The following is a 24,742-nucleotide window of genomic DNA, read 5'->3' on the forward strand; positions in this document are numbered from 1 at the left end:
GGCGCTACTGGCGGATCACGTCGGCACCGCTCGGCACCTTGAACTGGAAGGTCGAGGGCGGCAGCGACGGATTGACGTCGACCTTGCCGAACTTCAGCACCGAGCGCTGGCCGAAACTGTCGAGGATCTCGAGCGCGGACAGGGCCTCGCCCTGGAAACCGATCTGGACGCTCTGCAACTGGCCGTCCTTGCTCTTGGGCGTGGCCTTGACCCACTGCAGGCCGTCGCGATCGGCTGCGCCCTCGAGCGTGAAGTCGGCCTGCAGGGCCCGCAGGTCGGGCGCGGCGGCGATCAGCGCGGCCGGCGTCGAGCCCAGGGCCTGCGCCTGCTTGCGCTGCGTGACCTGGTTCAGGTCGGCGTCGTAGAGCCAGAGCGTCTGGCCGTCGGCGACGATGTTCTGCACGAAGGGCTTCTGGTAGTCGAACCTGAACTTGCCCGGACGCTGGAACGCGAAGCTGCCGGTCGACACCTTGGGCCGTGACTCCTGGCCGTCCTTGGGCGGCGCAGTGACGGTTTGCGTGAACTCGGCACGGCCGGACTTCACCGTCTTGACGAAGGCCTCCAGGCTTTCGAGGCCGCCCGCCCAGGCGCCGCCGGCCAGCAAGGCCAGCGCCACACCCGCTATCAATTTCTTCATCTGGACTCCGTTCACTCGGCCCGGGCCGGCACCAGGATCTCGCGCTGGCCGCTGCCGCTCATGGCGCTCACCAGGCCGGCGTTCTCCATGTCCTCGACCAGCCGCGCGGCCCGGTTGTAGCCGATCTTCAAGTGGCGCTGCACCAGCGAGATGCTGGCCTTGCGGTGCTTCAGAACGACCTCGACCGCCTGGTCGTACATCGGGTCCTTCTCGCCGCCGCCATCGCCGCCGCCTTCGCCCARCAGATCGCCGTCGCCATCGACCGTACCGCCTTCGAGCACGCCTTCGATGTAGTCCGGCTCCCCTTGCGACTTGAGGTAGGCGACCACGCGGTGCACTTCCTCGTCGCTCACGAAGGCGCCGTGCACGCGCACCGGCAGCCCGGTGCCGCTCGGCATGTAGAGCATGTCGCCCATGCCGAGCAGCGCCTCGGCACCCATCTGGTCGAGGATGGTGCGCGAGTCGATCTTGCTCGACACCTGGAACGCGATGCGGGTCGGGATATTGGCCTTGATGAGGCCGGTGATCACGTCGACGCTGGGCCGCTGGGTCGCCAGGATCAGGTGGATGCCGGCCGCCCGCGCCTTCTGCGCCAGACGGGCGATCAGCTCCTCGATCTTCTTGCCGACAACCATCATCAGGTCGGCCAGTTCGTCGATCACCACCACGATGTGGGGTTCGCGGGCCAGCGGCTCGGGGCTGTCGGGCGTCAGGCTGAAGGGGTTGTAGATGAACTCCTCGCGCGCCTTGGCCTCGTCGATCTTCTGGTTGTAGCCGGCCAGGTTGCGCACCCCCAGCTTGCTCATCAGCTTGTAGCGGCGCTCCATCTCGGCCACGCACCAGTTCAGGCCGTGGGCCGCCTGCCGCATGTCGGTGACGACCGGCGCCAGCAGGTGCGGGATGCCTTCGTAGACCGACATCTCGAGCATCTTCGGATCGATCATGAGCAGGCGCACGTCGCGCGCCTCGGCCTTGTACAAGAGGCTCAGGATCATCGCGTTGATGCCGACCGACTTGCCCGAGCCGGTGGTGCCGGCGACCAGCACGTGCGGCATCTTGGCCAGGTCGGCCACCACCGGATTGCCGATGATGTCCTTGCCCAGGCCCATCGTGAGCATCGACTTGCCCTCGTTGTAGACCTGCGATCCGAGGATCTCGCTGAGCCTGATCGACTGCCGCTTGGCATTCGGCAGCTCGAGCGCCATGTAGTTCTTGCCGGGAATGGTCTCGACCACGCGGATCGACACCAGCGACAGCGAACGCGCCAGGTCCTTCGCGAGGCCCACGATCTGCGAGCCCTTGACGCCGGTGGCGGGCTCGATCTCATAGCGGGTGATCACCGGACCCGGCGAAGCCAGCACCACGCGGACCTCGACGCCGAAGTCCTTGAGCTTCTTCTCGATCATGCGCGAGGTCATCTCGAGCGTGTCGGGCGACACCGTTTCCTGGCGCGCCTGCGCGGCATCGAGCAGGTCGACCTGCGGCAGCTTGCTGTCGGGCAGCTCGCGGAACAGCGGCTTCTGGCGTTCCTTCGCCACCCGGTCGCTCTTCGGCACCTCGGCCAGGGCCGGCTCGATCTGGACCGGCGGCGACGGCGCGCGCCGCTTGGGCCGCGGCAGAATGCGCAGCTCTTCGTCGGGCACCTCGGGTTCGGGCCCGCTGTCGAAAGCCGACAGTTCCTCGCGCTCGCGCACCGCCTGCTTGCCCATGGCGATGTCCTGGGCGATCTCGCGCTTCTCGCGCCGCGACTCGAACAGCGAATACAGGCGCGAGCCGATGCGCTCGGCGATCTGGCCCCAGGAAAAACGGAACACCAGGGCCGAGCCGATGACGCCGCCGGCGATAGCGATCAGCGCCGAACCGGTGAAGCCCATCCACTTCACGCTGGCCGGGCCGACCAGGTAGCCGAGCACCCCGCCGCCGTGACCCGGCAGCCGGAATTCGAGCCGATAGAGGCGCGACCATTCGAGCATGGCGCTGGCGCACAGCAGCAGGATCAGGCCGAACCAGAAGGCCAGGCGACTGCGATTGAAGGGCCCGCGCGGCGCTTGCTCGGCCGCGGCCGCCTCGCCGCCGCGCATCCATCCGGCCAGCGAGGACAGCCAGACCCGCAGCCCAGCCGCCAGGCACCACCAGACCGAATAGCCGGCCAGGAAGTAGCTGGCATCGGCCAGCCAGGCGCCGATGCGGCCGCCCCAGTTCTTGACCTCGCCCCCGGTGCCCGAAGTCGACCAGGCGGCATCCGACGGCGTGAAGCTCAGCATCGCGAGCAGCCAGAACAGCAGCACGACGAAACCGGCGATCAGCGTGATCTCGTGGGCGAAGCGCATTGCGCGCAGCCGGACCGGCTGCGGCTCGCCGGCCGCGGAGTTTTGAAGGGTATTGAGCGAATAAGTCATGAAAGGCAGGCCGTCCGGCCCGCGACGGCGGGCAGGAGATCCGGCAACACTACAACGAAAACGCCCACGGCCGCGTTGTCAGGGCCGGCGACGTTGTGGCCGGCGCGCTGCGGCGCCGCCGGCCTGACTGTCAGGTGAGCGATGAGAGCCGTTCCTTGACGATCATCGAGCCATCGACCTGGGTCTGGACGAAGCCGCGCTCCTCCAGGTCCTTCATGACGCGGCTGACCATCTCGCGCGACGCGCCGACCATCTTGGCCAGGTCCTGGCGCGAGATCTTGTCGCGCACCTTGAGGTTGCCTTCGCCGTCGTCGACCGCGAACTCGAGCAGCGAACGCGCCACCCGGCCGTAGACATCCATCAGTGCCAGCGATTCGATCTTGCGGTCGGCATGGCGCAGGCGCGACACCAGGCCGCGCATGATGTTGTAGGACATCGAGGAGTTCTCGGGCAGGCAGCGCGCGAAGGCGTCCCGGCCGAGCATCAGCACGTCGGTCTGGATCTCGGTGCGCACCGTGGCCGAATGCGGCTCGTCGTCGATCATGCTCATCTCGCCGACATAGTCGCCCGGATGCAAGGTCGCCAGGATGACTTCCCGGCCCCGGCTGTCGGTGCTCATGACGCGGGCCCGGCCGGTCAGGATGATGTAGAGCGCATCCGACTTCTTGCCCTGTTCGACCACGACCTCGGCGCGCTTGAAGCGCTTCTTGACGATCGCGTCCGCGATGCTTGCGGACTGGGCGGGCGTCAGCGCTGCGAACAAAGGCACGCGACGGAGCAACTCAAGATTGGACAACATCGACATTCATCAATCCCCGAAACGGCGCAATTGCATCACCGATGGATTCATACAATCGCCCCCATTGAAAGGAGCCACCGGCCGGCCTTGAACCGAACGGTGATACTCCATATCTATCAAACACCCTGAAAATGTACACGCTGCTGCAGCGCCAATCCTAGGTTTTCTACTCATGTCATCCCCTCGCCACGCTAAGGTCCTCATTCTCGGCTCCGGCCCGGCCGGCTACACCGCGGCAGTCTACGCGGCGCGCGCCAATCTCGAACCGATGCTGATCACCGGCATGGCCCAGGGCGGCCAGCTCATGACCACCACCGAAGTGGACAACTGGCCGGCCGACGTCCACGGCGTGCAGGGTCCCGACCTGATGCAGCGCTTCCTGGAGCACGCCGAGCGCTTCAAGACCGAGATCGTCTTCGACCACATCAGCAAGGTCGACTTCAGCCAGCGCCCCTTCACCCTCACCGGCGACAGCGGCGTCTACACCTGCGACGCGCTGATCATCGCCACCGGCGCCTCGGCCAAGTACCTGGGGCTCGATTCCGAGCAGCATTTCATGGGCCGCGGCGTCTCGGGCTGCGCCACCTGCGACGGCTTCTTCTACCGCGAGCAGGAAGTCTGCGTGATCGGTGGCGGCAACACCGCGGTCGAGGAGGCACTGTACCTGTCGAATATCGCCAGCAAGGTCACGCTGGTGCACCGGCGCGACAAGTTCCGAGCCGAGCCGATCCTGATCGACAAGCTGCACGCCAAGGTGGCCGAGGGCAAGATCGAGCTCAAGGTGCACAACACGCTGGAGCAGGTGCTCGGCGACGACTCGGGCGTGACCGGCATCCGGCTCAAGAACACCCAGACCGGCGCCACCGAGGACTTGCAGCTCAAGGGCTGTTTCATCGCCATCGGCCACCACCCGAACACCGACATCTTCCAGGGCCAGCTCGAGATGAAGGACGGCTACATCCTCACCCGCTCGGGCCTTCAGGGCTTCGCGACCATGACCAGCGTGCCCGGCGTGTTCGCGGCCGGCGACGTGCAGGACCATGTCTACCGCCAGGCCATCACCAGCGCCGGGACCGGCTGCATGGCCGCCCTCGACGCCCAGCGCTTTCTCGAGCAGGAGTAAGCGGCAGACGGCCTCACTGGAGCCGAGGGGGCGATTGGGCTATAATCCAAGGCWTTGCCGAAATTGACCCATGTGGTCGGGGCGGCAAGCCGGGGTACCGCCACCCGTTTTCTGGCGAGGTCAAGCTGCAAACCACCCACGCAACCCTGCTGCGTTGCCTTGGTGCCAGCTGTTCAAGAAAGAGTGTCCAACATGGCACGCGTCTGCGAAGTCACGGGCAAGGGCCCGATGGTCGGAAACAATGTTTCCCACGCCAACAACAAAACCAAGCGCCGGTTCCTGCCGAACCTGCAATACCGTCGTTTCTGGGTCGAAACGGAAAACCGCTGGGTTCGCCTGCGGGTTTCGAGCGCTGCCCTGCGCCTGATCGACAAGAACGGCATCGACGCCGTGCTCGCAGACCTGCGTGCACGCGGCCAAGCTTAAGGAGCTGAATCATGGCAACGAGCAAAGGCGGACGCGAGAAGATCAAGCTGGAATCCACCGCGGGTACCGGCCATTTCTACACGACCAGCAAGAACAAGAAGACGATGCCTGAAAAGATGTCGATCATGAAGTTCGACCCGAAGGCACGAAAGCACGTCGAATACAAGGAAATCAAGCTGAAGTAATTCGGCGCTTTTCCATAAAAAACCCGCTGCGATCCAGCGGGTTTTTTGTTGCCCGTCAATTTGTGCAGGCAAGAAAAAGCCGGCGCTAAAGCCGGCTCTTCAGTGGGGGCGCTGCAGCGTCAGGCGCGAGCGGCACGCAGGCGCGTGGAGAACTCGCGCAGGCCGGCGATGCCGCTGGCCTCGGCGCGGTGGCACCAGGCGGCCAGGTCGGCCGCCAGCTGTTCGCGCGAGTTCGAGGTGTTGAGCCACAACTGGCGCAGCTCTTCGCGCATGGTCACCATCTTGTCGAGCACCGGGTGGGCCGCGCGGGCCTGGACCAGGTTCGAGCGCGCAGCAGCCGGCACCTTGTCGTCGTCGCGGTGCAGCCAGGTCTTGGCCGCCTTCAGTACCGACAGGTCGGCGCCCTTGGCCTTGAGCTGCGCCAGCTCTTCGCGGGTGGCACGGCGCATTTCCCGTGCATAGCCGGCCATGACTTCATAGCGGTTGGCGATCACGGCCTCGAGGGTCTTCTCGTTGGCCACCGGCACCACGTCGCCCAACTGCATCTTGGGCGGCAGCTTCTTGACCTTGGCCCAGCCGATCTTCTGCATCAGGCTGATGTAGACCCAGCCGATGTCGAACTCGTACTTCTTGACCGAGAACTTGGCTGAGGTCGGGTAGGTGTGGTGGTTGTTGTGAAGCTCTTCGCCGCCGATGATGATCCCCCAGGGGATCAGGTTGGTGCTGGCGTCGGTGGCTTCGAAATTGCGGTAGCCCCAGAAATGGCCGATGCCGTTGACGACGCCGGCGGCCCAGAACGGAATCCAGAGCATCTGCACCGCCCAGACAGTCAGGCCGAGCATGCCGAACAGGGCGACGTTGATGATCAGCATCAGGCCCACGCCCTGCCAGCTGTAGCGGGTGTACAGGTTGCGCTCGATCCAGTCGTTGGGCGTGCCGTGGCCGAAACGCTCCATCGTTTCCTTGTTCTTGGATTCCTTGCGGTACAGCTCGGCGCCGCGCCACATGACTTCGTCGATGCCCTTGACCTGCGGGCTGTGCGGATCGTCCACGGTTTCGCACTTGGCGTGGTGCTTGCGGTGGATGGCGACCCATTCCTTGGTCACCATGCCGGTGCCAAGCCAGAGCCAGAAGCGGAAGAAATGCGAGGGAATCGGGCCCAGGTCCATGGCCCGGTGCGTTTGCGTCCGGTGCAGGAAGATCGTGACCGCTGCGATCGTGATGTGCGTGGTGACGAGCGTGTACAGCACGACTTGCCACCATGCGAGGTCCCACAAGCCGTGTCCGAGCCAGTCGATGGCCGCGCTCAGTACGGCAGAGTCAGGAAGCAACATTGAGTTCAGTACTCCATGGCCGCACGAAGGTGCAGCCTTCAGGTAACCAGCGATTTTAAAGGTTCGAGCCTGAAAAGGGGCTTAAATCCTTGATTTGCCGCAAGTTTTACCCTTCTTTGGGTCCTGCCGCCTATTTTCGGTTCCACACGGCGGCAAAAAAACCGTCCGTGGCATGCCGATGGGGCCATAGCCGCAGGTAGCGGGTGCCGTTGTCGCCGCCGGCGCACAGCGCATCGGCGCCCTCCACCTTCAATCCCGCCAGCAGCGCAGCCGCATCCTGCGGCTCGAAATCGGGGTTCGCGGCAGCAAAGGCTTCGGCGATGGCCTCGTTTTCCTCCGGCAGCACGCTGCAGGTGGCGTAGACCAGCCGGCCGCCCGATTTCACCAGGCGGGCCGCGCTCTGAAGGATCGCGGCCTGCTTGACCGTCAGCTCCTGCACCGACTGCGGCGACTGGCGCCACTTCAGGTCCGGGTTGCGCCGCAGCGTCCCCAGGCCCGAGCACGGCGCGTCGACCAGCACCCGGTCGATCTTGCCGGCCAGCCGTTTGATGCGGTCGTCGCGCTCGTGGGCGATGGCCGCCGGATGGACGTTCGACAGACCGCTGCGCGCCAGCCGGGGCTTCAGCGCATCGAGCCGGTGGGCGGAAGTATCGAAGGCATAGAGCCGGCCAGTGTTGCGCATGGTGGCACCGATGGCCAGGGTCTTGCCGCCGGCGCCGGCGCAGAAATCAACCACCATTTCGCCGCGCTTGGCGTCGAGCAGCAGCGCGAGCAGTTGGGAACCCTCGTCCTGGACCTCGAGCGCGCCGCGGGTGAAGGCATCCAGCTTGTTCAGCGCCGGCTTGCCGTCGACCCGCAGGCCCCAGGGCGAGAACGGGGTCGGGACGGCCTTGATCGACGCCTTGGCAAGCTCCTTCTGCAGATCGGGCCGCTTGTCGCTGAGCGCGTTGACCCGCAGGTCGAGCGGCGCCGGCTGCTGCAGGCTTTCGACCAGCGGCCAGAACTGGTCGCCGAGCTGCGCCTTGAGCGGCGCCACCAGCCACTCGGGCAGGTTGTGGCGATGACGCTCGAGCAGGTCGTCCTGCTTGACGGCGTCGCAGTTGTCGAGCCAGCGCTTTTCGGTGTCGTTGAGGGCGCTCTTGAGGAAATCGCGCGGACCGTGAAAGCCGAGGATTGCCATCCGGCGCTCTTTCGGGCCGCTGCCCGAGGGCGACAGGTGGTCGAACAGCAGCTTCTTGCGCAGTACCGTGTAGACCGTCTCGGCCAGGGTCGCACGCTCGCGCGGCCCGAACTCGCGGTGGTCGCGGAAGAAGCGTGAAACGACCTGGTCGGCCGGGTGATCGAATTTCAGGACCAGGCCGACCAGGTCGGCGGTGGCGTCAAGCAGGGCTTTGGGGTGCATGCCCCGATTGTCTCAGGCAGCCCGGCTCCAGATCTCGCCGAAGGCCTGGCGCTCGATCTGCTCCAGCGTCGGCGAATAGCCGGCCCACAGCACCAGCGCGGCGCCCGGCAGGCTCAGGGTCTGTTCGAGCTGCCGGCACAGCTGCCAGCGCTCGTCGTCGCCCATCTGCGGCAACTCGAGGAACACCACGTAGGCCCGCCGCCACGGGAACTCGCGCAGGTTCTTGCGCACCAGCCAGGCCCGCGACACCGGCATGCAGCGCGCCAGATCGGCCTTCAGCTCGCCGAGTTCGAACTCGCTCAGGTCGTGGCGGGTGATTTGGCTGAAGCAGGGTGTCGCGGTGATCTCTTCCCAGGCCCGCTGCTCGGCTTCTTCCGCCGTCTTGGTCCGCTCGCGCCAGAGCTTGAGCGCGCGTTCGTCGTGGCCGCCGGCATCGGGATCCTCGAGCGCGGCGACCGCGGTCCTGGCGGCCCACCAACGGCTGGCCACGCTGGATTCGTGCAGCCGCTCTAGCACCGCGAGCCGGGCGCCGCGGTCCTGCGCCGGCAGCAGCTGCGCCAGTCCGCGCAGCGCGCCGGGGTGGTTCTCGGTCAGCTGCAGGGCGCGCTCATAGTGCCCACGCACGTCGGCCGCGGCATCGAGGCGGCGGGCGCAGTCGGCCCACTCGACCATTTCGTCCGCGTTGTTGCGCCCGGCACTGGCGGCCAGTGCCGCCACCCGCTCGCCGACCCGCACCAGGTAGGCATGGTGCTGTTTCCAGTCGGTGGCATGGTCGCGGCGCCATTCGTCGTCGAAATGGGCGGTCCAGCGCGGCGCATCGGCCAGCAGCGCCAGCGCCGATTTCTCGGACCAGGACGGCAGGCCCGGCTTCTCGTCGAGCGCTTCCAGGCGATCTCGCAACACCGGATGGGTGTCGTCGACATCGCTGACGCTGCGCAGCGCGGCACGCAGCGCGGCGCGCGCGAAGTCCGGCGCCATCGGCGTCCTCAGCTGCGATGCCATCGCGGAGAACGGGCCGGCCGGGATCGGCTCACCGGCCGCCCGCGACCAGTGCGCCGGCCAGAAGGTCTCGGCATACCAGGCGCTCTTGACCACGATCTCGGTCAGGGCGCCGGCCACCACGCGCGTGCCCAGCAGGCGGGCCGCCACGCGGTCGGCTTCGTATTCGTCCTGGCGCGCCAGCGCGAAGGTCTTGGCCGCGAAGCGCGGGAAATACCAGCGGAAGAAGGCCTGCGACGCGAACGCCATCACGCCTTCGTCGCGCTGGAAGCTGGCGTCCAGCTTGAGCCATGACATCCGGGTGCGGTAGATCCAGGCGCTCAGCTTGCCGTGGTTGCCGCGCAGGTGCCCGTATTCGTGCGCCAGCACCGACAGCAGGCGCCGGCGATCCAGCGCCATCAGCAGCGGCAGGCCGATGCTGAGGTGGTTGACCGCGCCGCCGAAGAGGCCGAAGCGCGGCAGCTGCCGGATGCTGGCGTTGAATTCACTGTCGAGGTAGACGCGGTGCACCGCCGGGCCATCGATGCGCTGCCGGATACGGTCCAGCGCCTCGAACAGCGCCGGCGCGTCGGCGCGCTCGAGGGGGACGCCGTCGGGCTCGTCGAAGCGCACCCAGAGCGCGCGCAGCGTGGCCCACAGCAAACCGAGTGCGAACAGCAGCAGCCAGCCCCGCGTGAAGCTGAAGCGCGCGCCCTGGCCGAGCCCGCCGACCACCCAGGCGATGATCCCGACCGCCAGCCCCAGGCAGGCGAAGACCCAGAGGTAGCCCAGCGCGGCGAAGACCGCGACCCCGCGCCGGTAGCCGTCGCTGTCGTCGGCGCTGGCATGCTCGCTCAGGCGCACGAGATGAACAAAATCCGCCCTATCCATCCCGACCTTTCAATTCCCTGAAGGAAATACACAGCGTGAACGACGACGACCTGCCACCCCTGATCGAGACCCCGCCCGGACGCTACCGCCACTACAAGGGCGGCGAATACGAAGTCCTGGGCACCGCGCGCCACAGCGAGACGCTGGAGCCGATGACGCTCTACCGCGCGCTCTACGGCGAGCGCGGCCTCTGGGTGCGCCCGGCCGCCATGTTTGGCGATCGCGTGGAGATCGACGGCTCGTCACAGCTGCGCTTCGTGAAGCTCGAAGAGAAAAAATGAGACCTCGTTGATTGTGTCATTTTGTTTCTACTAGCCACGCGGCAATTGCCTGCGGGTAAACCCGATGTTCGTGAACAAGGACACGTTCTGCCAGGCTCGCCGCGGTGTCGTCGGGCAGCACCGGCACTACCGCCTGGGCCAGGATCGGCCCGTGGTCGAGTTCCACCGTCACCTGGTGCACCGTGAGGCCCGCCACCTTGCAGCCGGCCTCGATGGCGCGCTGGTGGGTGTGCAGCCCGGGGAAAGCGGGCAGCAGCGAGGGGTGGATGTTGAGCAGGCGGCCTGCGTAGCGGGTCACGAACCCCGGCGTCAGGATGCGCATGAAGCCGGCCAGCACCACCAGCGACGGCGCATGGGCGTCGATGGCCTGCGCCAGCGCGGCGTCGAAGTCCTCGCGGCTGGCGAAGTCCTTGTGCGGGACCACCGCGGTCGCGATGCCGGCCGCGCGCGCGAGGGCCAGGCCCGCCGCGTCCGGCTTGTTGCTGATGACGGCGGCGACGCGGGCATTGAATCGGGCGGCCCAGCGCTCCTGCTCGGCGGCCCGCACGATGGCCGCCATGTTCGACCCGCCGCCGGAGATAAGGATCACAATATTCTTCATCGGACGCGGGATTATCCGTTGCGCATTTCCGCCGCCCGCGTTGTCGCGGCGCGGACACCCCGGAAGCGCACGACCGTGCTAAAACCGGCGATTCCGGAGACACGCCGCGTCCGCGGCGGATCGATCAACACAGCGAGGCACGCATGGATTTGAGCTTCACACCCGAAGAACAGAAGTTCCGCGAAGATATTCGCGCCTGGGTCAAAGAAAACCTTCCCCAAGACATCTCGCACAAGGTGCACAACGCGCTCGAACTGACGCGCGACGACCTGCAGCGCTGGGCCAAGATCCTCGGCAAGAAGGGCTGGCTGGGCTACGGCTGGCCGAAGGAATTCGGTGGCCCCGGCTGGACCGCGGTCGAGAAGCACCTGTTCGAGGAAGAGGCCGCGCTGGCCGGCGCGCCGCGCATCGTTCCCTTCGGCCCCGTGATGGTGGCGCCGGTGATCATGGCCTACGGCAACCCCGAGCAGCAGAAGCGCTTCCTGCCCGGCATCGCGAGCGGCGAGGTCTGGTGGAGCCAGGGCTACAGCGAACCGGGTTCCGGTTCGGACCTGGCTTCGGTCAAGACCAAGGCCGAACGGCAGGGCGACAAGTACATCGTCAACGGCCAGAAGACCTGGACCACGCTGGGCCAGTACGGCGAGTGGATCTTCTGCCTGGTCCGCACCAGCAACGAGGGCAAGCCCCAGACCGGCATCAGCTTCCTGCTGGTCGACATGAAGTCCAAGGGCGTCACGGTGCGCCCGATCAAGCTGCTCGACGGCGGCTACGAGGTCAACGAGGTCTTCTTCGACAACGTCGAAGTGCCGGCCGAGAACCTGATCGGCGAGGAGAACAAGGGCTGGACCTACGCCAAGCACCTGCTCTCGCACGAACGCACCAACATCGCCGACGTCAACCGCGCCAAGCGCGAGCTGGAGCGCCTCAAGCGCCTGGCCAAGAGCGAAGGCGTCTGGGAAGACGCCCGCTTCCGCGACGAGATCGCCAAGCTCGAAGTCGACGTGGTCGCGCTCGAGATGCTGGTGCTGCGGGTGCTGTCGGCCGCCACCTCGGGCAAGAACTCGCTCGACATCGCCGGGCTGCTCAAGATCAAGGGCAGCGAGATCCAGCAGCGCTACTCCGAGCTGATGATGCTGGCCGGCGGCCCGTACTCGCTGCCGCTGATCCGCGAGGCCATGGAAGCCGGCTGGCAGGGCAACTTCCCGGGCGGCCATCCGCAGCTGGCCCCGCTCACATCGACCTACTTCAACATGCGCAAGACCACCATCTACGGCGGCAGCAACGAAGTGCAGCGCAACATCGTCGCCCAGACGGTGCTGGGTTGAAAGCGAACTGACAAGGATCAAGCAATGGACTTCAATTTCAGCGACGACCAGCAGCAGCTTCGCGACGCGGTCGCCAAGTGGGTCGAAAAGGGCTATGGATTCGAGCGCCGCCGCGGCATCGAGGCCGCCGGCGGCTTCTCGCGCGAAGCCTGGGACGAACTGGCCGAACTCGGGCTGGGCGGCCTCTACATTCCAGAAGACGAAGGCGGCCTGGGCATGGGCCCGGTCGAGGGCATGGTGGTGATGGAAGAGCTGGGCCGCGGCATCGTGCTAGAGCCGCTGGCGCAATCCTTCATTGCCGGCGCCCTGCTGGCCGGCCACGCCGACGCCGACACCAAGGACAGCTGGCTGCCGCGCATCGCCGGCGGCCAGGCGCTGGTGGTGCTGGCCTACCAGGAGCGCCAGGCGCGCTACCGGCTCGATGTCTGCGACGCCAAGGCGCAGAAGGCCGGCGACAGCTTCACGCTGCACGGCACCAAGAGCCTGGTGCCGGCCGGCGACGAGGCCGATGCCTTCCTGGTGCCGGCGCAGCTCGACGGCAAGATCGCCCTGTTCCTGGTCGAGCGCGCGGCCGACGGCGTGGCTGCCCGCGGCTACGGCACCCAGGACGGCAGCCGCGCGGCCGAAGTGGTGTTCGACGGCGCTGCCGCCACGCTGGTCACGCGCGACGGCTTGGCGGCGCTCGAGCACGGGGTCGACATCGGCATCGCCTCGACCTGCGCCGAAGCCGTCGGCGTGATGGACCAGACGCTCGCGGTGACGGTCGACTACATGAACACGCGCAAGCAGTTCGGCGTCGCGATCGCCACCTTCCAGGCGCTGCGCCACCGCCTCGCCGACATGAAGATGCAGGTCGAACTGGCGCGCTCGATGAGCTACTACGCCAGCCTCAAGCTGAATGCGCCGGCGGCCGAACGGCGCCAGGCGATGGCCCGCGCCAAGTACCAGCTCGGCGTCTCGATGCGCTTCGTGGGCCAGCAGTCGGTGCAGCTGCACGGCGGCATCGGCGTGACCGACGAATACATCGGCAGCCACTACTTCCGCAAGCTCACGCAGCTCGAGATGACCTTCGGCGACAGCCTGCATCACCTGGGCGAGGTCTCGGCCCGCATGCAGGACACGGCGGGGGTGTTCGCCTGACCGTCGATCGCTGTTCGGCCCGATAGTCCTTCGCGCCCGCTGGCCTTGCCCGCGGGCGCTTTCATTTTCAATCGAGACCCGTCATTCCATGCACACTCGCCGCCACCTGATCGCGCTCGGTTGCGCAACTGCCCTGCTCGCTGCCTGTTCGACCACCGTGCCGACCGGCGAGCGGCCGCCGATCGTGTTCGTCCACGGCAACGGCGATTCGGCGGCGCTGTGGCAGACCACGATCTGGCGCTTCGAATCGAACGGCTGGCCGCGCGACCGCCTGTTCGCGGCCGACCAGCCCTTCCCGCTGGCGCGCGACGACGACGGCGTGGCGCAGCCGGGACGAAGCTCGACCGCCGAATCGATGGCCTTTCTGAAGGCCGAGGTGGAACGGGTCCTGAAAAGCACCGGCGCCACCCAGGTCGTGCTGATCGGCAACTCGCGCGGCGGCAACACGATCCGCAACTATGTGCAGAACGGCGGCGGCGACCGGGTCGTGAGCCACGTGGTGCTGGGCGGCAATCCGGCGCACGGCATCTGGGCCGTGAAAGGGCGCGCCGAGGGCAGCGAGTTCTCCGGCTTGAGCGCTTTCCTGCAGCGGCTCAACGCACCGAAGAACGCCGAGGGCCACGAGGTGACGCCGGGCGTGAAATGGCTCACGCTGCGCTCGGACAACAATGACAAGTACGCCCAGCCCGACGGCCTCTGGATCGGCAGCAAGGGCCAGCCGACGCTGATCGGCTTCGACGGGCCGGCGCTCAAGGGCGCGACCAACCTGGTGCTGCCGCGGGTCGACCACCGCGAGACATCCTTCTCGCCGGCCGCCTTCGAGGCGACCTGGCGCTTCCTCACCGGCGAGGCGCCGCGCACCCTTCAGCCGATCCCCGAAGATTCGGTGGCGCTGTCCGGCAAGGTCACGGGCCTGGGCCTCGATCCGACGAACCCCGCGAGCGGCAATTTTCCCGACAACCTGCCGCTGGCGGGCGCCCGCCTGACGGTGTTCGCGGTCGACCCGGCCAGCGGAATCCGGCGCGGCCCCGCGGCCTGGGACCAGGCGATCGGGACGGACGGCCGCTGGGGGCCGTTCGCCGGCCGCCCCGACACCGCCTACGAGTTCGTCCTGGCGGCGCCCGGCTACGCCACGACCCACATCTACCGCAACGCCTTCCCGCGCTCGAGCGGCATCGTCCAGCTGCGTCCGGAACGCATCGCGGAGGCCGATCGCGACGCCCGGGCCCTGGTGATCTTCACGCGGCCGCGCGGCTATTTCGATGCCGAGCGCGACCGCATGCGCTTCGACGGCCAATCGACGCCACCGGGCGTGCCGCCGAAGGGTGCCGGCGTGTCGAGCTCGAAGATCAAGCTGGGCAGCGACGCGCCGCGGCCGGTGGAAGCCGAGTTCAATGGCGAACGCGTGGTGGGGCGCACCTGGCCGCTGGCGCAGGGAGAGGTCAGCGTGCTCGAACTGACCTACTGACGGCTGCGGTTCGCCTATCCGTGCAGCCTCGAACTCTGCGGCAGGTGGGCCATCAGAAACTCCATCTGGTCCGCCAGGATGCGGCGGTTGCGCAGGATGAAATCCTCCCACAGGCTGGGCACGTAGGGCGCGTACAGCAGCGCCATGCCGGCCTGCTCGGGCGTGCGGCTGCTCTTGCGATGGTTGCAGGGGCGGCAGGCCGTGACCACGTTCATCCAGGTGTCGATGCCCTTCTGGGCGAACGGGATGATGTGCTCGCGCGTGAGTTCGTCTTCGTGGAAGTGGCCGCCGCAGTACGCGCAGACATTGCGGTCGCGGGCGAACAGCTTGCTGTTGGTGAGGCCCGGGCGCTGCGTGAAGGGATTGATGCGCGGCACGCCCTTGGTGCCGATGATGCTGTTGATCGCGATCTGCGACTGCTGGCCGGTGACCGCGTTGTGGCCGCCCCGGAACACCGCCACCTGCGCGCCCACTTCCCAGCGGACCTCGTCGGAGGCGTAGTGGATCACCGCCTGCTCGAGCGAAATCCACGATTGGGGCAGCCCTTGGGCCGACAGCTTCAAGACCTTCACCAGACGCCTCCTCAAGAAAAGAGAACCACGGAAAGACCAGGACAAGACGCTCGCCTGAGAGGCTTGCGCATGACGCAGTGCGTCACAATATACCGGCTTTGTGACAAAAAGGCCTTCACGTGCCCATTCCATGGGCGCAAAGTGCTATCAAAAAGATACTGACAATGCAGGTTTTCCGGGGTTTCAGGCATCCGGGCGTGGCTCCGGCCTGCGCCCTGACCATTGGCAATTTCGACGGTGTGCACCGTGGCCACCAGGCCATGCTGGGGCTGCTCAACACCGAGGCGCGGCTGCGCGGGCTGCCGAGCTGCGTGCTGACCTTCGAGCCGCACCCGCGCGACTACTTCGCGGCGCTCACCAAGCGGCCCGAACTGGCGCCGGCGCGCATCGGCACCCTGCGCGACAAGCTCGGCGAACTCGCCGCCGGCGGCGTGGCGCAGACCATCGTGCTGCCCTTCGATGCCCGGCTGGCCTCGCGGACGCCGGAAGAATTCATCCAGCACGTGCTGATCGAAGGCCTGGGCGCGCGCTACGTGCTGGTCGGCGACGATTTCCGTTTCGGCGCCAAGCGCGCCGGCGACTACGCGATGCTCGACCGCGCCGGCGAGCAGCACGGCTTCGACGTCGCCCGCATGAACAGCTACGAGGTGCACGGGCTGCGGGTGTCGAGCTCGGCCGTTCGCGAAGCGCTGGCCGAAGGCCGGATGGCCGATGTCCAGGCCCTGCTGGGCCGGCCCTACGCGATCTCGGGCCACGTGGTCCACGGCCGCAAGCTGGGACGCGCCCTGGGCGCCTCGGCGCCGGGCCGCAACGACGGCTTCCGGACCCTCAACCTGCGTTTCAAGCACTGGAAGCCGGCCGCCAGCGGCATCTTCGCGGTGCTGGTGCACGGGCTGGCCGACACACCGCTGCCGGGGGTCGCCAACCTGGGCGTACGCCCTTCGCTGGACGCCAACGACGTCAACGCCGGCCGGGTGTTGCTCGAAACCCACTGCCTCGATTGGCCCGCCGAACTGGGCAGCGAGGGGGCCTACGGTAAAATCGTGCGCGTGGAACTGCTGCACAAACTGCACGACGAATTGCGCTACACCAGCCTCGAGGCCCTGACGGCGGGCATCGCGAAGGATGGCCGCGACGCGCGCGCGTTCTTTGCATCCACCCACGCCGAGACCCATCGCCAGACCACGCGCGACCGAATTTAGAGCGGAAACCGTCGCTTTCCGCCGCGTTCGGCCGCCCTGGGATGCCAGGGGCCGCATGCCCCCCTCGATCCCCGAGCGCTGCAAGGCAGCGCAGATTTCTGGAACCCCCATGGCTGACACCAAGACCGACGGCGCCACCGACTACCGCGCCACGCTGAACCTGCCCGACACCCCCTTCCCGATGCGCGGCGACCTGCCCAAGCGCGAGCCGGGCTGGGTCAAGGAATGGCACGACGAAGGCCGCTACCAGCGCCTGCGCGACGCCCGCCACGGCGCGCCCAAGTTCATCCTGCACGACGGCCCCCCCTACGCCAACGGCCAGATCCACATGGGCCACGCGGTGAACAAGATCCTGAAGGACATGATCACCAAGGCGCGCCAGCTCGAAGGCTACGACGCGCTCTACGTGCCGGGCTGGGACTGCCACGGGCTGCCGATCGAGAACGCGATCGAGAAGAAGTACGGCCGCAACCTGAGCCGCGACGAGATGCAGGCCAAGAGCCGCGCCTACGCCACCGAGCAGATCGCCCAGCAGATGGTCGACTTCCAGCGCCTGGGCGTGCTGGGCGAATGGGACCATCCCTACAAGACGATGGATTTCGCCAATGAAGCGGGCGAGCTGCGCGCCTTCAAGCGCGTGATCGAGCGCGGCTTCGTCTACCGGGGCCTGAAGCCGGTCTACTGGTGCTTCGACTGCGGCTCGTCGCTGGCCGAGTTCGAGATCGAGTACGCCGACAAGAAGTCGCAGACCCTCGACGTCGCCTTCAAGGCCCACGATCCGGCCAAGCTGGCGGCCGCCTTCGGCCTGCCGTCGCTGGCCAAGGACGCCTTCGCGGTCATCTGGACCACCACCGCCTGGACCATCCCGGCCAACCAGGCCATCAACCTCAACCCCGAGCTCGACTACGCGCTGGTCGACACCGAGCGCGGCCTGCTGGTGCTGGCGGCCTCCCTGGTCGAGATGTGCATGAACCGCTATGCGCTCGACGGCACCGTGCTGGCCACGGTCAAGGGCGAGAAGCTCGGCGGGCTCGAGTTCGAGCATCCGCTGTACGACGTCGATGCCGGCTTCCGCCGCCTGTCGCCGGTCTACCTGGCCGACTACGCGACCGCCGACGACGGCACCGGCCTGGTCCATTCCTCGCCGGCCTACGGCCTGGACGACTTCAACTCCTGCGTGGCGCACGGCCTGTCCTACGACGACATCCTGAATCCGGTGCAGGGCAACGGCTCGTACGCGCCGGATTTCCCGCTGTTCGGCGGCCAGAACATCTGGAAGGCGGTGCCGGTGATCATCCAGGCGCTGCGCGATGCCGGCCGCCTGATGACGACCGAAGCCATCAGCCACAGCTACCCGCACTGCTGGCGCCACAAGACGCCGGTGATCTACCGCGCCGCGGCCCAGTGGTTCATCCGCATGGACGAGGGCGAAGGCGTGTTCACCAAGGACAAGGCGCCCAGGACGCTGCGCCAGACCGCGCTCGAAGCCATCGAACAGACCACCTTCTACCCGGAGAACGGCAAGGCGCGGCTGCACGACATGATCGCCAACCGGCCCGACTGGTGCATCAGCCGCCAGCGCAGCTGGGGGGTGCCGATCCCGTTCTTCCTGCACAGGGATTCGGGCGAGCTGCACCCGCGCACGATGGAAATCCTCGACCAGGCCGCGGCGATCGTCGAGCAGGGCGGCATCGAGGCCTGGAGCCGCGTGACGACCGAGGAGATCCTCGGCGCCGAGGACGCGCCGCACTACACCAAGAGCACCGACATCCTCGAGGTCTGGTTCGATTCGGGCTCGACCTTCTGGCACGTGCTGCGCGGCACCCATCCGAACGTGCACCACGAGACCGGCCCCGAGGCCGATCTCTACCTCGAAGGCCATGACCAGCACCGCGGCTGGTTCCATTCGTCGCTGCTGATCGCCTGCGCGCTCGAAGGCCGCGCGCCCTACCGCGGCCTGCTCACGCACGGCTTCACGGTCGACAGCCAGGGCCGCAAGATGAGCAAGTCGCTCGGCAACGGCATCGACCCGCAGGAGGTCAACAAGAAGCTCGGCGCCGAGATCACCCGCCTGTGGGTGGCCGCCAGCGACTACTCGGGCGACATCGCGGGCGACGACAAGATCCTCGCGCGGGTGGTCGACGCCTATCGCCGGATCCGCAACACGCTGCGCTTCCTGCTGGCCAACACCAGCGACTTCGACATCGCGAAGGACGCGGTGCCGCTCGACCAGCTGCTCGAGATCGACCGCTACGCGCTTGCGCGTGCAGCCGAGTTCCAGGCCGAGATCCTGGCGCACTACAAGGTCTACGAGTTCCACCCGGTGGTGGCCAAGCTGCAGGTGTATTGCTCGGAAGACCTCGGCGCCTTCTACCTCGACGTGCTCAAGGACCGGCTCTACACCACCGCGCCCGGCTCGCATGCGCGCCGCAGCGCCCAGACCGCGCTCTGGCACATCACGCAGGCGATGCTGCGCTGGATGGCGCCGTTCCTGAGCTTCACGGCCGAGGAGGCCTGGAAGTTCTGCGGCGACGGCCGCTCGATCTTCGTCCAGACCTACAGCGACCTCGGCACACCCGATGCCGCGCTGCTGGCCAGGTGGACCCGCATCCGCGAGATCCGCGACGCGGTCAACAAGGAGATCGAGACCGTGCGCAGCGCCGGCCAGGTCGGCTCGTCGCTGCAGGCCAACGTGGCGATCGCCGCCGCGGCCGACGACCATGCGCTGCTGGCCTCGCTGGCCGACGACCTGAAGTTCGTGCTGATCACCTCGGCGGTGACCCTGGCCGCGGGCGACGCCCTGTCGATCCAGGTGACGGCGAGCGCGGCGACCAAGTGCGAGCGCTGCTGGCACTGGCGCGACGACGTCGGCCACGATGCCGCGCACCCCGGCCTGTGCGGCCGCTGCACCAGCAACCTGTACGGCGCCGGAGAACAAAGGACACTCGCCTGATGGCCCGCAAATCTTCGGGCGGGTCGGGCCTCGGCATCTGGCCCTGGCTCGGCCTCGCGCTGGTGATCGTGATCATCGACCAGTTCACCAAGACGCTGATCCTCGGCTACTACAAGTACGGCGACGCCACCTACGTCACCAGCTTCTTCAACGTGGTCCGGGCCCACAACACCGGCGCGGCCTTCTCGTTCCTGGCCGATTCGTCGGGCTGGCAGCGCTGGTTCTTCACCGCGATCGGCGTCGCCGCGGCGGTCTTCATCGTCTGGATGCTGAAGTCGCACGCCGGCCAGAAGCTGTTCTCGTTCTCGATGGCGGCGATCCTGGGCGGCGCGATCGGCAACGTGATCGACCGGATGATGCACGGCTACGTGGTCGACTTCCTCGACTTCCACCTCGCCGGGCGCCACTTCCCGGCCTTCAACGTCGCCGACAGCGCGATCACCATCGGAGCGATCTGCCTGATCCTGGACGAACTGCTGCGCGTGCGGCGCGGCAAGAAATAGCCCTTGCGAGGGCGGCGTATAGTCGTCGCCTTCCATGAAGCATCTGTTGAATCTGCTCGCAGCCGTGGCGCTGCTGGTGTGGGGCACCCATCTCGTTCGCACCGGCGTGCTGCGCGTCTTCGGTGCGAACCTGCGCAAGATCCTGGTCCAGAGCATGCGCAACCGCTTCACGGCCGCCCTGTCGGGCATCGGCGTGACGGCCCTGGTGCAGTCGAGCACCGCGACCTCGCTCATGACCTCGTCCTTCGTCGGCCAGGGCCTCGTGACCCTGCCGGCCGCGCTGGCGGTGATGCGCGGCGCGGACATCGGCACCGCGCTGATGTCGGTGCTGTTCTCGGCCGACCTCTCATGGCTGTCGCCGCTCTTCATCTTCGTCGGCGTGGTGCTGTTCATCACGCGGCCGTCCAGCGTGGCCGGGCGGGTCGGGCGCGTGCTGATCGGGCTCGGCCTGATGCTGCTCGCGCTGCAGCTGGTGGTCGCGGCCACCGGACCGCTGTTTGCCGGCCAGGCGATGCGCGAACTGCTGGGCAGCCTCGGCAGCGACGTGCTGCTCGAGATCACGATCGGCGCCGCGCTCGCGATCGTCGCCTATTCGAGCCTGGCGGTGGTCCTGCTGGTGGCGGCGATGGCCAGCTCGAACGTGGTGCCGCTCGACGTCGCCATGGGCCTGGTGCTCGGCGCCAACCTCGGCAGCGGCCTGCTGGCGGTGCTGACCACGGCCAAGTCGACGGTCGCCGTCCGGCAGGTCACGGTCGGCAACCTGCTCTTCAAGCTGCTCGGCGTCGCGATCGCGGCACCTTTCGTCGGCCTCTGGCTGCGCGAGGTCCGGCCCTACATCTCGGACGCGACGCAGTTCGTCGTGCTCTACCACCTGGCCTTCAACGTGCTCGTGAGCCTCGGCTTCATCGGGCTCACCGACTGGGTCGCCGGGCTGGTGACGCGGCTGCTGCCGGAGCCGCCCGAGCCGGCCGCCACGCGGCGCCAGCAGCACCTGGACCCCTCGGCCCTGTCGACGCCGTCGCTGGCGATCTCCAACGCGGCGCGCGAGGCGCTGCACCAGGCCGACGTGGTCGAGACCATGCTGATCGGCGTGCTCAACGTGATCCGCAACAACGACCTGCGGCTGGCCCAGGAGCTGCGCAAGCTCGATGACACGGTCGACGAGCTGTACTCGGCCATCAAGTACTACATGACGAAGATCTCGCGCGAGGCGCTGGGCGAGGAAGAGAGCCGGCGCTGGACCGACATCATCAGCTTCACGATCAACATGGAGCAGATCGGCGACATCATCGAGCGTGTGGTGATCGACATCGAGGACAAGAAGATCAAGCCGCAGCGCAACTTCTCCGAGGCCGGGATGCGCGAGATCGTCGAGCTGCACGAGCGGCTGGTGGCCAACCTGCGGCTGAGCATGAGCGTGTTCCTGAACGGCAGCGTGCGCGACGCCCAGAGGCTGCTGGAGGAAAAGGCGCGCTTCCGCGACCTGGAGCGCGCCTACGCGACCACCCACCTCGGACGCCTGTCGGACCAGACCACGCTGAGCATCGAGACCAGCTCGCTGCACATCGACCTGATCAGCGACCTGAAGCGAATCAACTCGCACATCTGCTCGATCGCCTATCCGATCCTGGAGTCGGCCGGCGCGCTGGCCCCGACCCGGATGCGCGAGTCAAGGCTCGGGACGCTCTAGCCTACAGCGTGAGGATGGTGCAGCCGGTGGTCTTGCGGGCTTCCAGATCGCGGTGGGCTTGCTGCACGTCTTCGAGCGGGTAGCGCTGGTCGATCGGGATCTTCACGGCGCCGCTCTCGACGATCGCGAACAGCTCGTCCGCCATCGCCTGGGTGGTTTCGCGCGTCGCGATGTGGGTGAACAGCGTCGGGCGCGTGACGTAGTAGGAGCCCTTGGCCAGCAGGCCGAGGTTGAAGGCCGACACCGGACCCGAGCCGTTGCCGAAAACCGCCAGCAGGCCGAACGGCCGCAGGCAGGCCAGCGAGCCTTCGAAGGTGTCCTTGCCGACCGAGTCGTAGACCACCTTGACCCCCTTGCCGCCGGTGATCTCCTTCACGCGCTCGGCGAAGTTCTCCTTGCTGTAGTTGATCGCATGCGCGGCGCCGTGGGCCAGCGCGAGCTGGCACTTGGCGTCGGTGCCGGCGGTGCCGATGAGCTGCAGGCCGAGCGCCTTCGCCCATTGGCAGGCGATCAGGCCGACGCCGCCGGCCGCGGCATGGAAGACGATGAAGTCGCCCGGCTGGAGGCCTTCGGCCGGCAAGGTCCGGCGCAGCAGGTACTGGGTCGTCAGGCCCTTCAGCATCATCGCGGCGCCGGTCTCGAAGGAGATCGCATCGGGCAGCCTGCAGACGGTCTTGGCCGGCATGACGCGCAGCTCGCAGTAGGAGCCCGGGGGCGGACTGGCGTAGGCCGCGCGGTCGCCGGCCTTCAGGTGCGTGACCCCCTCGCCCACCGCCTCGACCACGCCCGAAGCCTCCATGCCCAGCTGCAGCGGCATCGCGAACGGATAGAGCCCGCTGCGCTGGTAGGTGTCGATGAAGTTCAGGCCCACGGCCTTGTGGCGGATCCGGATCTCGCCGGGGCCGGGGTCCCCGACCTCGACCTCGACGATCTTGAGTTCCTCGGGACCGCCGTGGCGGTCGATGCGCACTGCCTTGCTCTTCATTCGCGTCTCCTGGTCGACGTGGATCAATAGGTTCCGGGGTAGGCGCCGCCGTCGGCCAGCACGTTCTGGCCGGTGATGTAGCCGGCATGCATGCTGCAGAGGAAGGCGCAGATGGCGCCGAACTCGGCGGCGGTGCCGAAGCGGCCGGCCGGGATGCTCTTCTGGCGGCTGGCGCGGATCGCGTCGATGTCCTGGCCGGTCTTCTTGGCCGCGCCCACCAGCGTGCCCTTGAGCCGGTCGGTGTCGAACGCGCCCGGCAGCAGGTTGTTGAGGGTCACGCCCTTGGCTGCCAGCCCGGTGCGCGCCACGCCGGCGACGAAGCCGGTCAGGCCGCTGCGCGCGCCGTTGCTCAGGCCCAGGATGTCGATCGGCGCCTTGACCGAACTCGAGGTGATGTTGACGATGCGCCCGAAGCCGCGCGCCGCCATGCCGTCGACCGTGGCCTTGATCAGCTCGATCGGCGTCAGCATGTTGGCGTCGAGCGCCTTGATCCAGGCCTCGCGGTCCCAGTCGCGGAAGTCGCCGGGCGGCGGGCCGCCGGCATTGGTGACCACGATGTCGAAGTCGGCATGCAGCGCAAAGGCCGCGGCGCGGCCTTCGGGGGTCGTGATGTCGGCCGCCGCGTGCTTCACGAAGGGCTTGCCGGGCGCCGTCGCCGCCACGGCCTGCAGCTGCCTGGCCGCGGCGTCCAGCGCCTCGGCGCCGCGCGCCATGACCACCACGTTGACGCCCTCGCGCACCAGCGCTTCGGCGCAGCCGTAGCCCAAACCCTTGCTGGCGCCGCCCACCAGCGCCGTCCTGCCTGCGATACCCAGGTCCATGTTGATTCCTTCGGGCTCAGCGCCCCGTTCGTGTGAAGACAAAGATGCCGGTGACGACCAGCACCGTGCCGGCCGCGATCCAGAGGGTGAAGGGCTCGCCGAGCAGCAGCACCCCCATCAGGATCGTCGACATCGGCCCGACCATACCCGTTTGTGCCGCCATCGCGGGGCCGATGCGCTCGATCGCCATCATGACGGCGAGGACAGGCACCGCGGTGCACAGCGTGGCGTTGAGCACCGACAGCCAGATCACCTCGGGCGCCACCTCGAAGGCGGCGCTCATCGGCCGCAGCAGCAGGAACTGGGCGATGCACAGCAGGCAGGCCACGCTGGTCGCCAGCCCGACCAGGCGCAGCGAGCCGAGCCGCTTGACGAACTCGCCGCTGGCGACCAGGTAGACCGCATAGCTCACCGCGCTCAGGAACACCAGCAGGGCGCCCCAGGCGGCGGCCGCGCTCTGGCCCAGGCTGACTTCGTGGCCGAACACCAGCAGCACGCCCGAATAGCTGACCGCCATGCCGGCGAACTGCAAGCGCGTGATGCGGCGCCGGTAGACGATCCAGCCGAACAGCAGCACCAGGGTCGGGTTGAGGTAGAGGATCAGCCGCTCCAGGCTGGCCGTGATGTAGGCCAGGCCGGCGAAGTCGAGAAAGCTCGACAGGTAGTAGCCCGAGAAGCCCAGCCCGACGACCCCGAACCAGTCGCGCCGCGTGAGCGCCGGCTTGCCGCGCCCGGCCCACCACGCCATCAGGGCGAACAGCGGCAGCGCGAACAGCATGCGCAGCATGATCAGCGTCACGGCGTCGACGCCGTGACGGTAGGCCAGCTTGACGATGATCGCCTTGCCGCTGAAGGCGATCGCGCCGAAGGTGGCGAGCGCCAGGCCCGGCGCGAGGCTCTTGCGTGCGGCGTGGTGCGTCGCAGCCTGGGCTTGCATCAAGGCTCAGGCCGACGCCGGGCCGCCCCAAGGCGGCCTGCGCCCCCTCGGGGGGCAGCGACCCACACGCAGTGGGGGAGCGTGGGGGCC

General features: G+C 67.6%; 22 protein-coding genes. 11 read left to right on the forward strand and 11 right to left on the reverse strand.

Annotated features, from left to right (window positions below; translation table 11 throughout):
- Positions 1–4 precede the first annotated feature (4 nt).
- The 3 genes from lolA to AC1DF3_RS27470 all read right to left on the reverse strand — a co-directional run bounded on the left by lolA (position 5) and on the right by AC1DF3_RS27470 (position 3,841).
- Complete coding sequence (lolA, locus tag AC1DF3_RS27460) at positions 5–637, reverse strand: outer membrane lipoprotein periplasmic chaperone LolA (protein ID WP_478141504.1); 633 nt, start codon at positions 635–637, stop codon at positions 5–7.
- Between the two features lie 11 nt (positions 638–648).
- Entirely contained in the window at positions 649–3,036 is a 2,388-nt protein-coding gene (locus tag AC1DF3_RS27465; RefSeq protein ID WP_286538560.1) for a DNA translocase FtsK, read from the reverse strand.
- Between the two features lie 130 nt (positions 3,037–3,166).
- The gene (locus AC1DF3_RS27470) at positions 3,167–3,841 is read right to left on the reverse strand and encodes a Crp/Fnr family transcriptional regulator (RefSeq protein WP_286538558.1); all 675 of its coding nucleotides are present in this window, start codon (positions 3,839–3,841) and stop codon (positions 3,167–3,169) included.
- 166 nt (positions 3,842–4,007) lie between these two features.
- Between AC1DF3_RS27470 and trxB the strand changes: the two genes are divergently transcribed.
- From trxB to rpmG, 3 genes are all read left to right on the forward strand, one after another.
- Positions 4,008–4,958: a thioredoxin-disulfide reductase gene (trxB, locus tag AC1DF3_RS27475; protein WP_286524911.1), complete on the forward strand. Its 951-nt coding sequence runs from the start codon at positions 4,008–4,010 to the stop codon at positions 4,956–4,958.
- 192 nt (positions 4,959–5,150) lie between these two features.
- Positions 5,151–5,384, forward strand: coding sequence for a 50S ribosomal protein L28 (gene rpmB, locus AC1DF3_RS27480; protein ID WP_028251282.1), 234 nt, complete (start codon positions 5,151–5,153; stop codon positions 5,382–5,384).
- Positions 5,385–5,395: 11 nt separating this feature from the next.
- Positions 5,396–5,569, forward strand: coding sequence for a 50S ribosomal protein L33 (gene rpmG / locus AC1DF3_RS27485; RefSeq protein WP_007830291.1), 174 nt, complete (start codon positions 5,396–5,398; stop codon positions 5,567–5,569).
- Positions 5,570–5,688: 119 nt separating this feature from the next.
- Here the strand turns inward: rpmG and AC1DF3_RS27490 are convergent, their stop codons facing one another.
- From AC1DF3_RS27490 to AC1DF3_RS27500, 3 genes are all read right to left on the reverse strand, one after another.
- Positions 5,689–6,903 carry a DesA family fatty acid desaturase gene (locus AC1DF3_RS27490; RefSeq protein ID WP_286524913.1) on the reverse strand — a complete coding sequence of 405 codons (1,215 nt, stop codon included), beginning with the start codon at positions 6,901–6,903 and terminating at the stop codon, positions 5,689–5,691.
- Positions 6,904–7,033: 130 nt separating this feature from the next.
- Positions 7,034–8,305, reverse strand: coding sequence for an RsmB/NOP family class I SAM-dependent RNA methyltransferase (locus AC1DF3_RS27495; protein ID WP_286534421.1), 1,272 nt, complete (start codon positions 8,303–8,305; stop codon positions 7,034–7,036).
- Positions 8,306–8,317: 12 nt separating this feature from the next.
- A complete protein-coding gene (locus tag AC1DF3_RS27500; protein ID WP_478141505.1) occupies positions 8,318–10,174 on the reverse strand; it encodes a M48 family metallopeptidase in 1,857 nt (618 codons plus the stop codon).
- Positions 10,175–10,209: 35 nt separating this feature from the next.
- Between AC1DF3_RS27500 and AC1DF3_RS27505 the strand changes: the two genes are divergently transcribed.
- Positions 10,210–10,455 (forward strand): DUF1653 domain-containing protein, encoded by a 246-nt coding sequence (locus AC1DF3_RS27505; protein WP_286524918.1) that lies wholly within the window; start codon positions 10,210–10,212, stop codon positions 10,453–10,455.
- Positions 10,456–10,471: 16 nt separating this feature from the next.
- Here AC1DF3_RS27505 and purN read toward each other — a convergent pair whose 3' ends face one another.
- Positions 10,472–11,056 (reverse strand): phosphoribosylglycinamide formyltransferase, encoded by a 585-nt coding sequence (gene purN, locus AC1DF3_RS27510; RefSeq protein ID WP_478141506.1) that lies wholly within the window; start codon positions 11,054–11,056, stop codon positions 10,472–10,474.
- Positions 11,057–11,199: 143 nt separating this feature from the next.
- Between purN and AC1DF3_RS27515 the strand changes: the two genes are divergently transcribed.
- From AC1DF3_RS27515 to AC1DF3_RS27525, 3 genes are all read left to right on the forward strand, one after another.
- Positions 11,200–12,381: an acyl-CoA dehydrogenase family protein gene (locus tag AC1DF3_RS27515; protein ID WP_478141507.1), complete on the forward strand. Its 1,182-nt coding sequence runs from the start codon at positions 11,200–11,202 to the stop codon at positions 12,379–12,381.
- 24 nt (positions 12,382–12,405) lie between these two features.
- Positions 12,406–13,521, forward strand: coding sequence for an acyl-CoA dehydrogenase family protein (locus tag AC1DF3_RS27520; protein WP_478141508.1), 1,116 nt, complete (start codon positions 12,406–12,408; stop codon positions 13,519–13,521).
- A gap of 88 nt (positions 13,522–13,609) precedes the next feature.
- Entirely contained in the window at positions 13,610–14,989 is a 1,380-nt protein-coding gene (locus AC1DF3_RS27525) for an alpha/beta fold hydrolase (protein WP_478141509.1), read from the forward strand.
- A 14-nt stretch (positions 14,990–15,003) separates the two neighbouring features.
- On the opposite strand, the gene AC1DF3_RS27530 is transcribed toward AC1DF3_RS27525, so the two are convergent.
- Positions 15,004–15,561 (reverse strand): HNH endonuclease, encoded by a 558-nt coding sequence (locus tag AC1DF3_RS27530; RefSeq protein ID WP_286369795.1) that lies wholly within the window; start codon positions 15,559–15,561, stop codon positions 15,004–15,006.
- 164 nt (positions 15,562–15,725) lie between these two features.
- Between AC1DF3_RS27530 and AC1DF3_RS27535 the strand changes: the two genes are divergently transcribed.
- The 4 genes from AC1DF3_RS27535 (at position 15,726) to AC1DF3_RS27550 (ending at position 21,909) form a co-directional block, all read left to right on the forward strand.
- Entirely contained in the window at positions 15,726–16,763 is a 1,038-nt protein-coding gene (locus AC1DF3_RS27535) for a bifunctional riboflavin kinase/FAD synthetase (RefSeq protein ID WP_478141510.1), read from the forward strand.
- A 109-nt stretch (positions 16,764–16,872) separates the two neighbouring features.
- A complete protein-coding gene (gene ileS / locus AC1DF3_RS27540; RefSeq protein ID WP_478141511.1) occupies positions 16,873–19,716 on the forward strand; it encodes an isoleucine--tRNA ligase in 2,844 nt (947 codons plus the stop codon).
- Positions 19,716–20,219 (forward strand): signal peptidase II, encoded by a 504-nt coding sequence (gene lspA / locus AC1DF3_RS27545; RefSeq protein ID WP_286524932.1) that lies wholly within the window; start codon positions 19,716–19,718, stop codon positions 20,217–20,219. The genes ileS and lspA overlap by 1 nt, the downstream gene beginning before the upstream one ends.
- Before the next feature lie 34 nt (positions 20,220–20,253).
- The gene (locus tag AC1DF3_RS27550) at positions 20,254–21,909 is read left to right on the forward strand and encodes a Na/Pi cotransporter family protein (protein ID WP_478141512.1); all 1,656 of its coding nucleotides are present in this window, start codon (positions 20,254–20,256) and stop codon (positions 21,907–21,909) included.
- A gap of 1 nt (position 21,910) precedes the next feature.
- Here AC1DF3_RS27550 and AC1DF3_RS27555 read toward each other — a convergent pair whose 3' ends face one another.
- From AC1DF3_RS27555 to AC1DF3_RS27565, 3 genes are read right to left on the reverse strand one after another with little or no spacing between them, the layout of a single operon-like run.
- Positions 21,911–22,894: a quinone oxidoreductase family protein gene (locus AC1DF3_RS27555; protein ID WP_301813871.1), complete on the reverse strand. Its 984-nt coding sequence runs from the start codon at positions 22,892–22,894 to the stop codon at positions 21,911–21,913.
- 23 nt (positions 22,895–22,917) lie between these two features.
- On the reverse strand, positions 22,918–23,715 hold the full coding sequence (locus tag AC1DF3_RS27560) for an SDR family oxidoreductase (RefSeq protein ID WP_286534433.1): 798 nt from the start codon (positions 23,713–23,715) through the stop codon (positions 22,918–22,920).
- 16 nt (positions 23,716–23,731) lie between these two features.
- Positions 23,732–24,652, reverse strand: coding sequence for a DMT family transporter (locus AC1DF3_RS27565; RefSeq protein WP_478141513.1), 921 nt, complete (start codon positions 24,650–24,652; stop codon positions 23,732–23,734).
- Positions 24,653–24,742 lie beyond the last annotated feature (90 nt).

The organism is Variovorax sp. 10N432 (assembly GCF_056394465.1).

Coding starts and splice junctions, on each gene's coding strand:
- lolA (WP_478141504.1), bottom strand. CDS start 637: ATGAAGAAATTGATAGCGGGTGTGGCGCTGGCCTTGCTGGCCGGCGGC.
- AC1DF3_RS27470 (WP_286538558.1), bottom strand. CDS start 3,841: ATGTCGATGTTGTCCAATCTTGAGTTGCTCCGTCGCGTGCCTTTGTTC.
- trxB (WP_286524911.1), top strand. CDS start 4,008: ATGTCATCCCCTCGCCACGCTAAGGTCCTCATTCTCGGCTCCGGCCCG.
- rpmB (WP_028251282.1), top strand. CDS start 5,151: ATGGCACGCGTCTGCGAAGTCACGGGCAAGGGCCCGATGGTCGGAAAC.
- rpmG (WP_007830291.1), top strand. CDS start 5,396: ATGGCAACGAGCAAAGGCGGACGCGAGAAGATCAAGCTGGAATCCACC.
- AC1DF3_RS27490 (WP_286524913.1), bottom strand. CDS start 6,903: ATGTTGCTTCCTGACTCTGCCGTACTGAGCGCGGCCATCGACTGGCTC.
- AC1DF3_RS27495 (WP_286534421.1), bottom strand. CDS start 8,305: ATGCACCCCAAAGCCCTGCTTGACGCCACCGCCGACCTGGTCGGCCTG.
- AC1DF3_RS27500 (WP_478141505.1), bottom strand. CDS start 10,174: ATGGATAGGGCGGATTTTGTTCATCTCGTGCGCCTGAGCGAGCATGCC.
- purN (WP_478141506.1), bottom strand. CDS start 11,056: ATGAAGAATATTGTGATCCTTATCTCCGGCGGCGGGTCGAACATGGCG.
- AC1DF3_RS27515 (WP_478141507.1), top strand. CDS start 11,200: ATGGATTTGAGCTTCACACCCGAAGAACAGAAGTTCCGCGAAGATATT.
- AC1DF3_RS27520 (WP_478141508.1), top strand. CDS start 12,406: ATGGACTTCAATTTCAGCGACGACCAGCAGCAGCTTCGCGACGCGGTC.
- AC1DF3_RS27525 (WP_478141509.1), top strand. CDS start 13,610: ATGCACACTCGCCGCCACCTGATCGCGCTCGGTTGCGCAACTGCCCTG.
- AC1DF3_RS27535 (WP_478141510.1), top strand. CDS start 15,726: ATGCAGGTTTTCCGGGGTTTCAGGCATCCGGGCGTGGCTCCGGCCTGC.
- ileS (WP_478141511.1), top strand. CDS start 16,873: ATGGCTGACACCAAGACCGACGGCGCCACCGACTACCGCGCCACGCTG.
- lspA (WP_286524932.1), top strand. CDS start 19,716: ATGGCCCGCAAATCTTCGGGCGGGTCGGGCCTCGGCATCTGGCCCTGG.
- AC1DF3_RS27550 (WP_478141512.1), top strand. CDS start 20,254: ATGAAGCATCTGTTGAATCTGCTCGCAGCCGTGGCGCTGCTGGTGTGG.
- AC1DF3_RS27555 (WP_301813871.1), bottom strand. CDS start 22,894: ATGAAGAGCAAGGCAGTGCGCATCGACCGCCACGGCGGTCCCGAGGAA.
- AC1DF3_RS27560 (WP_286534433.1), bottom strand. CDS start 23,715: ATGGACCTGGGTATCGCAGGCAGGACGGCGCTGGTGGGCGGCGCCAGC.
- AC1DF3_RS27565 (WP_478141513.1), bottom strand. CDS start 24,652: ATGCAAGCCCAGGCTGCGACGCACCACGCCGCACGCAAGAGCCTCGCG.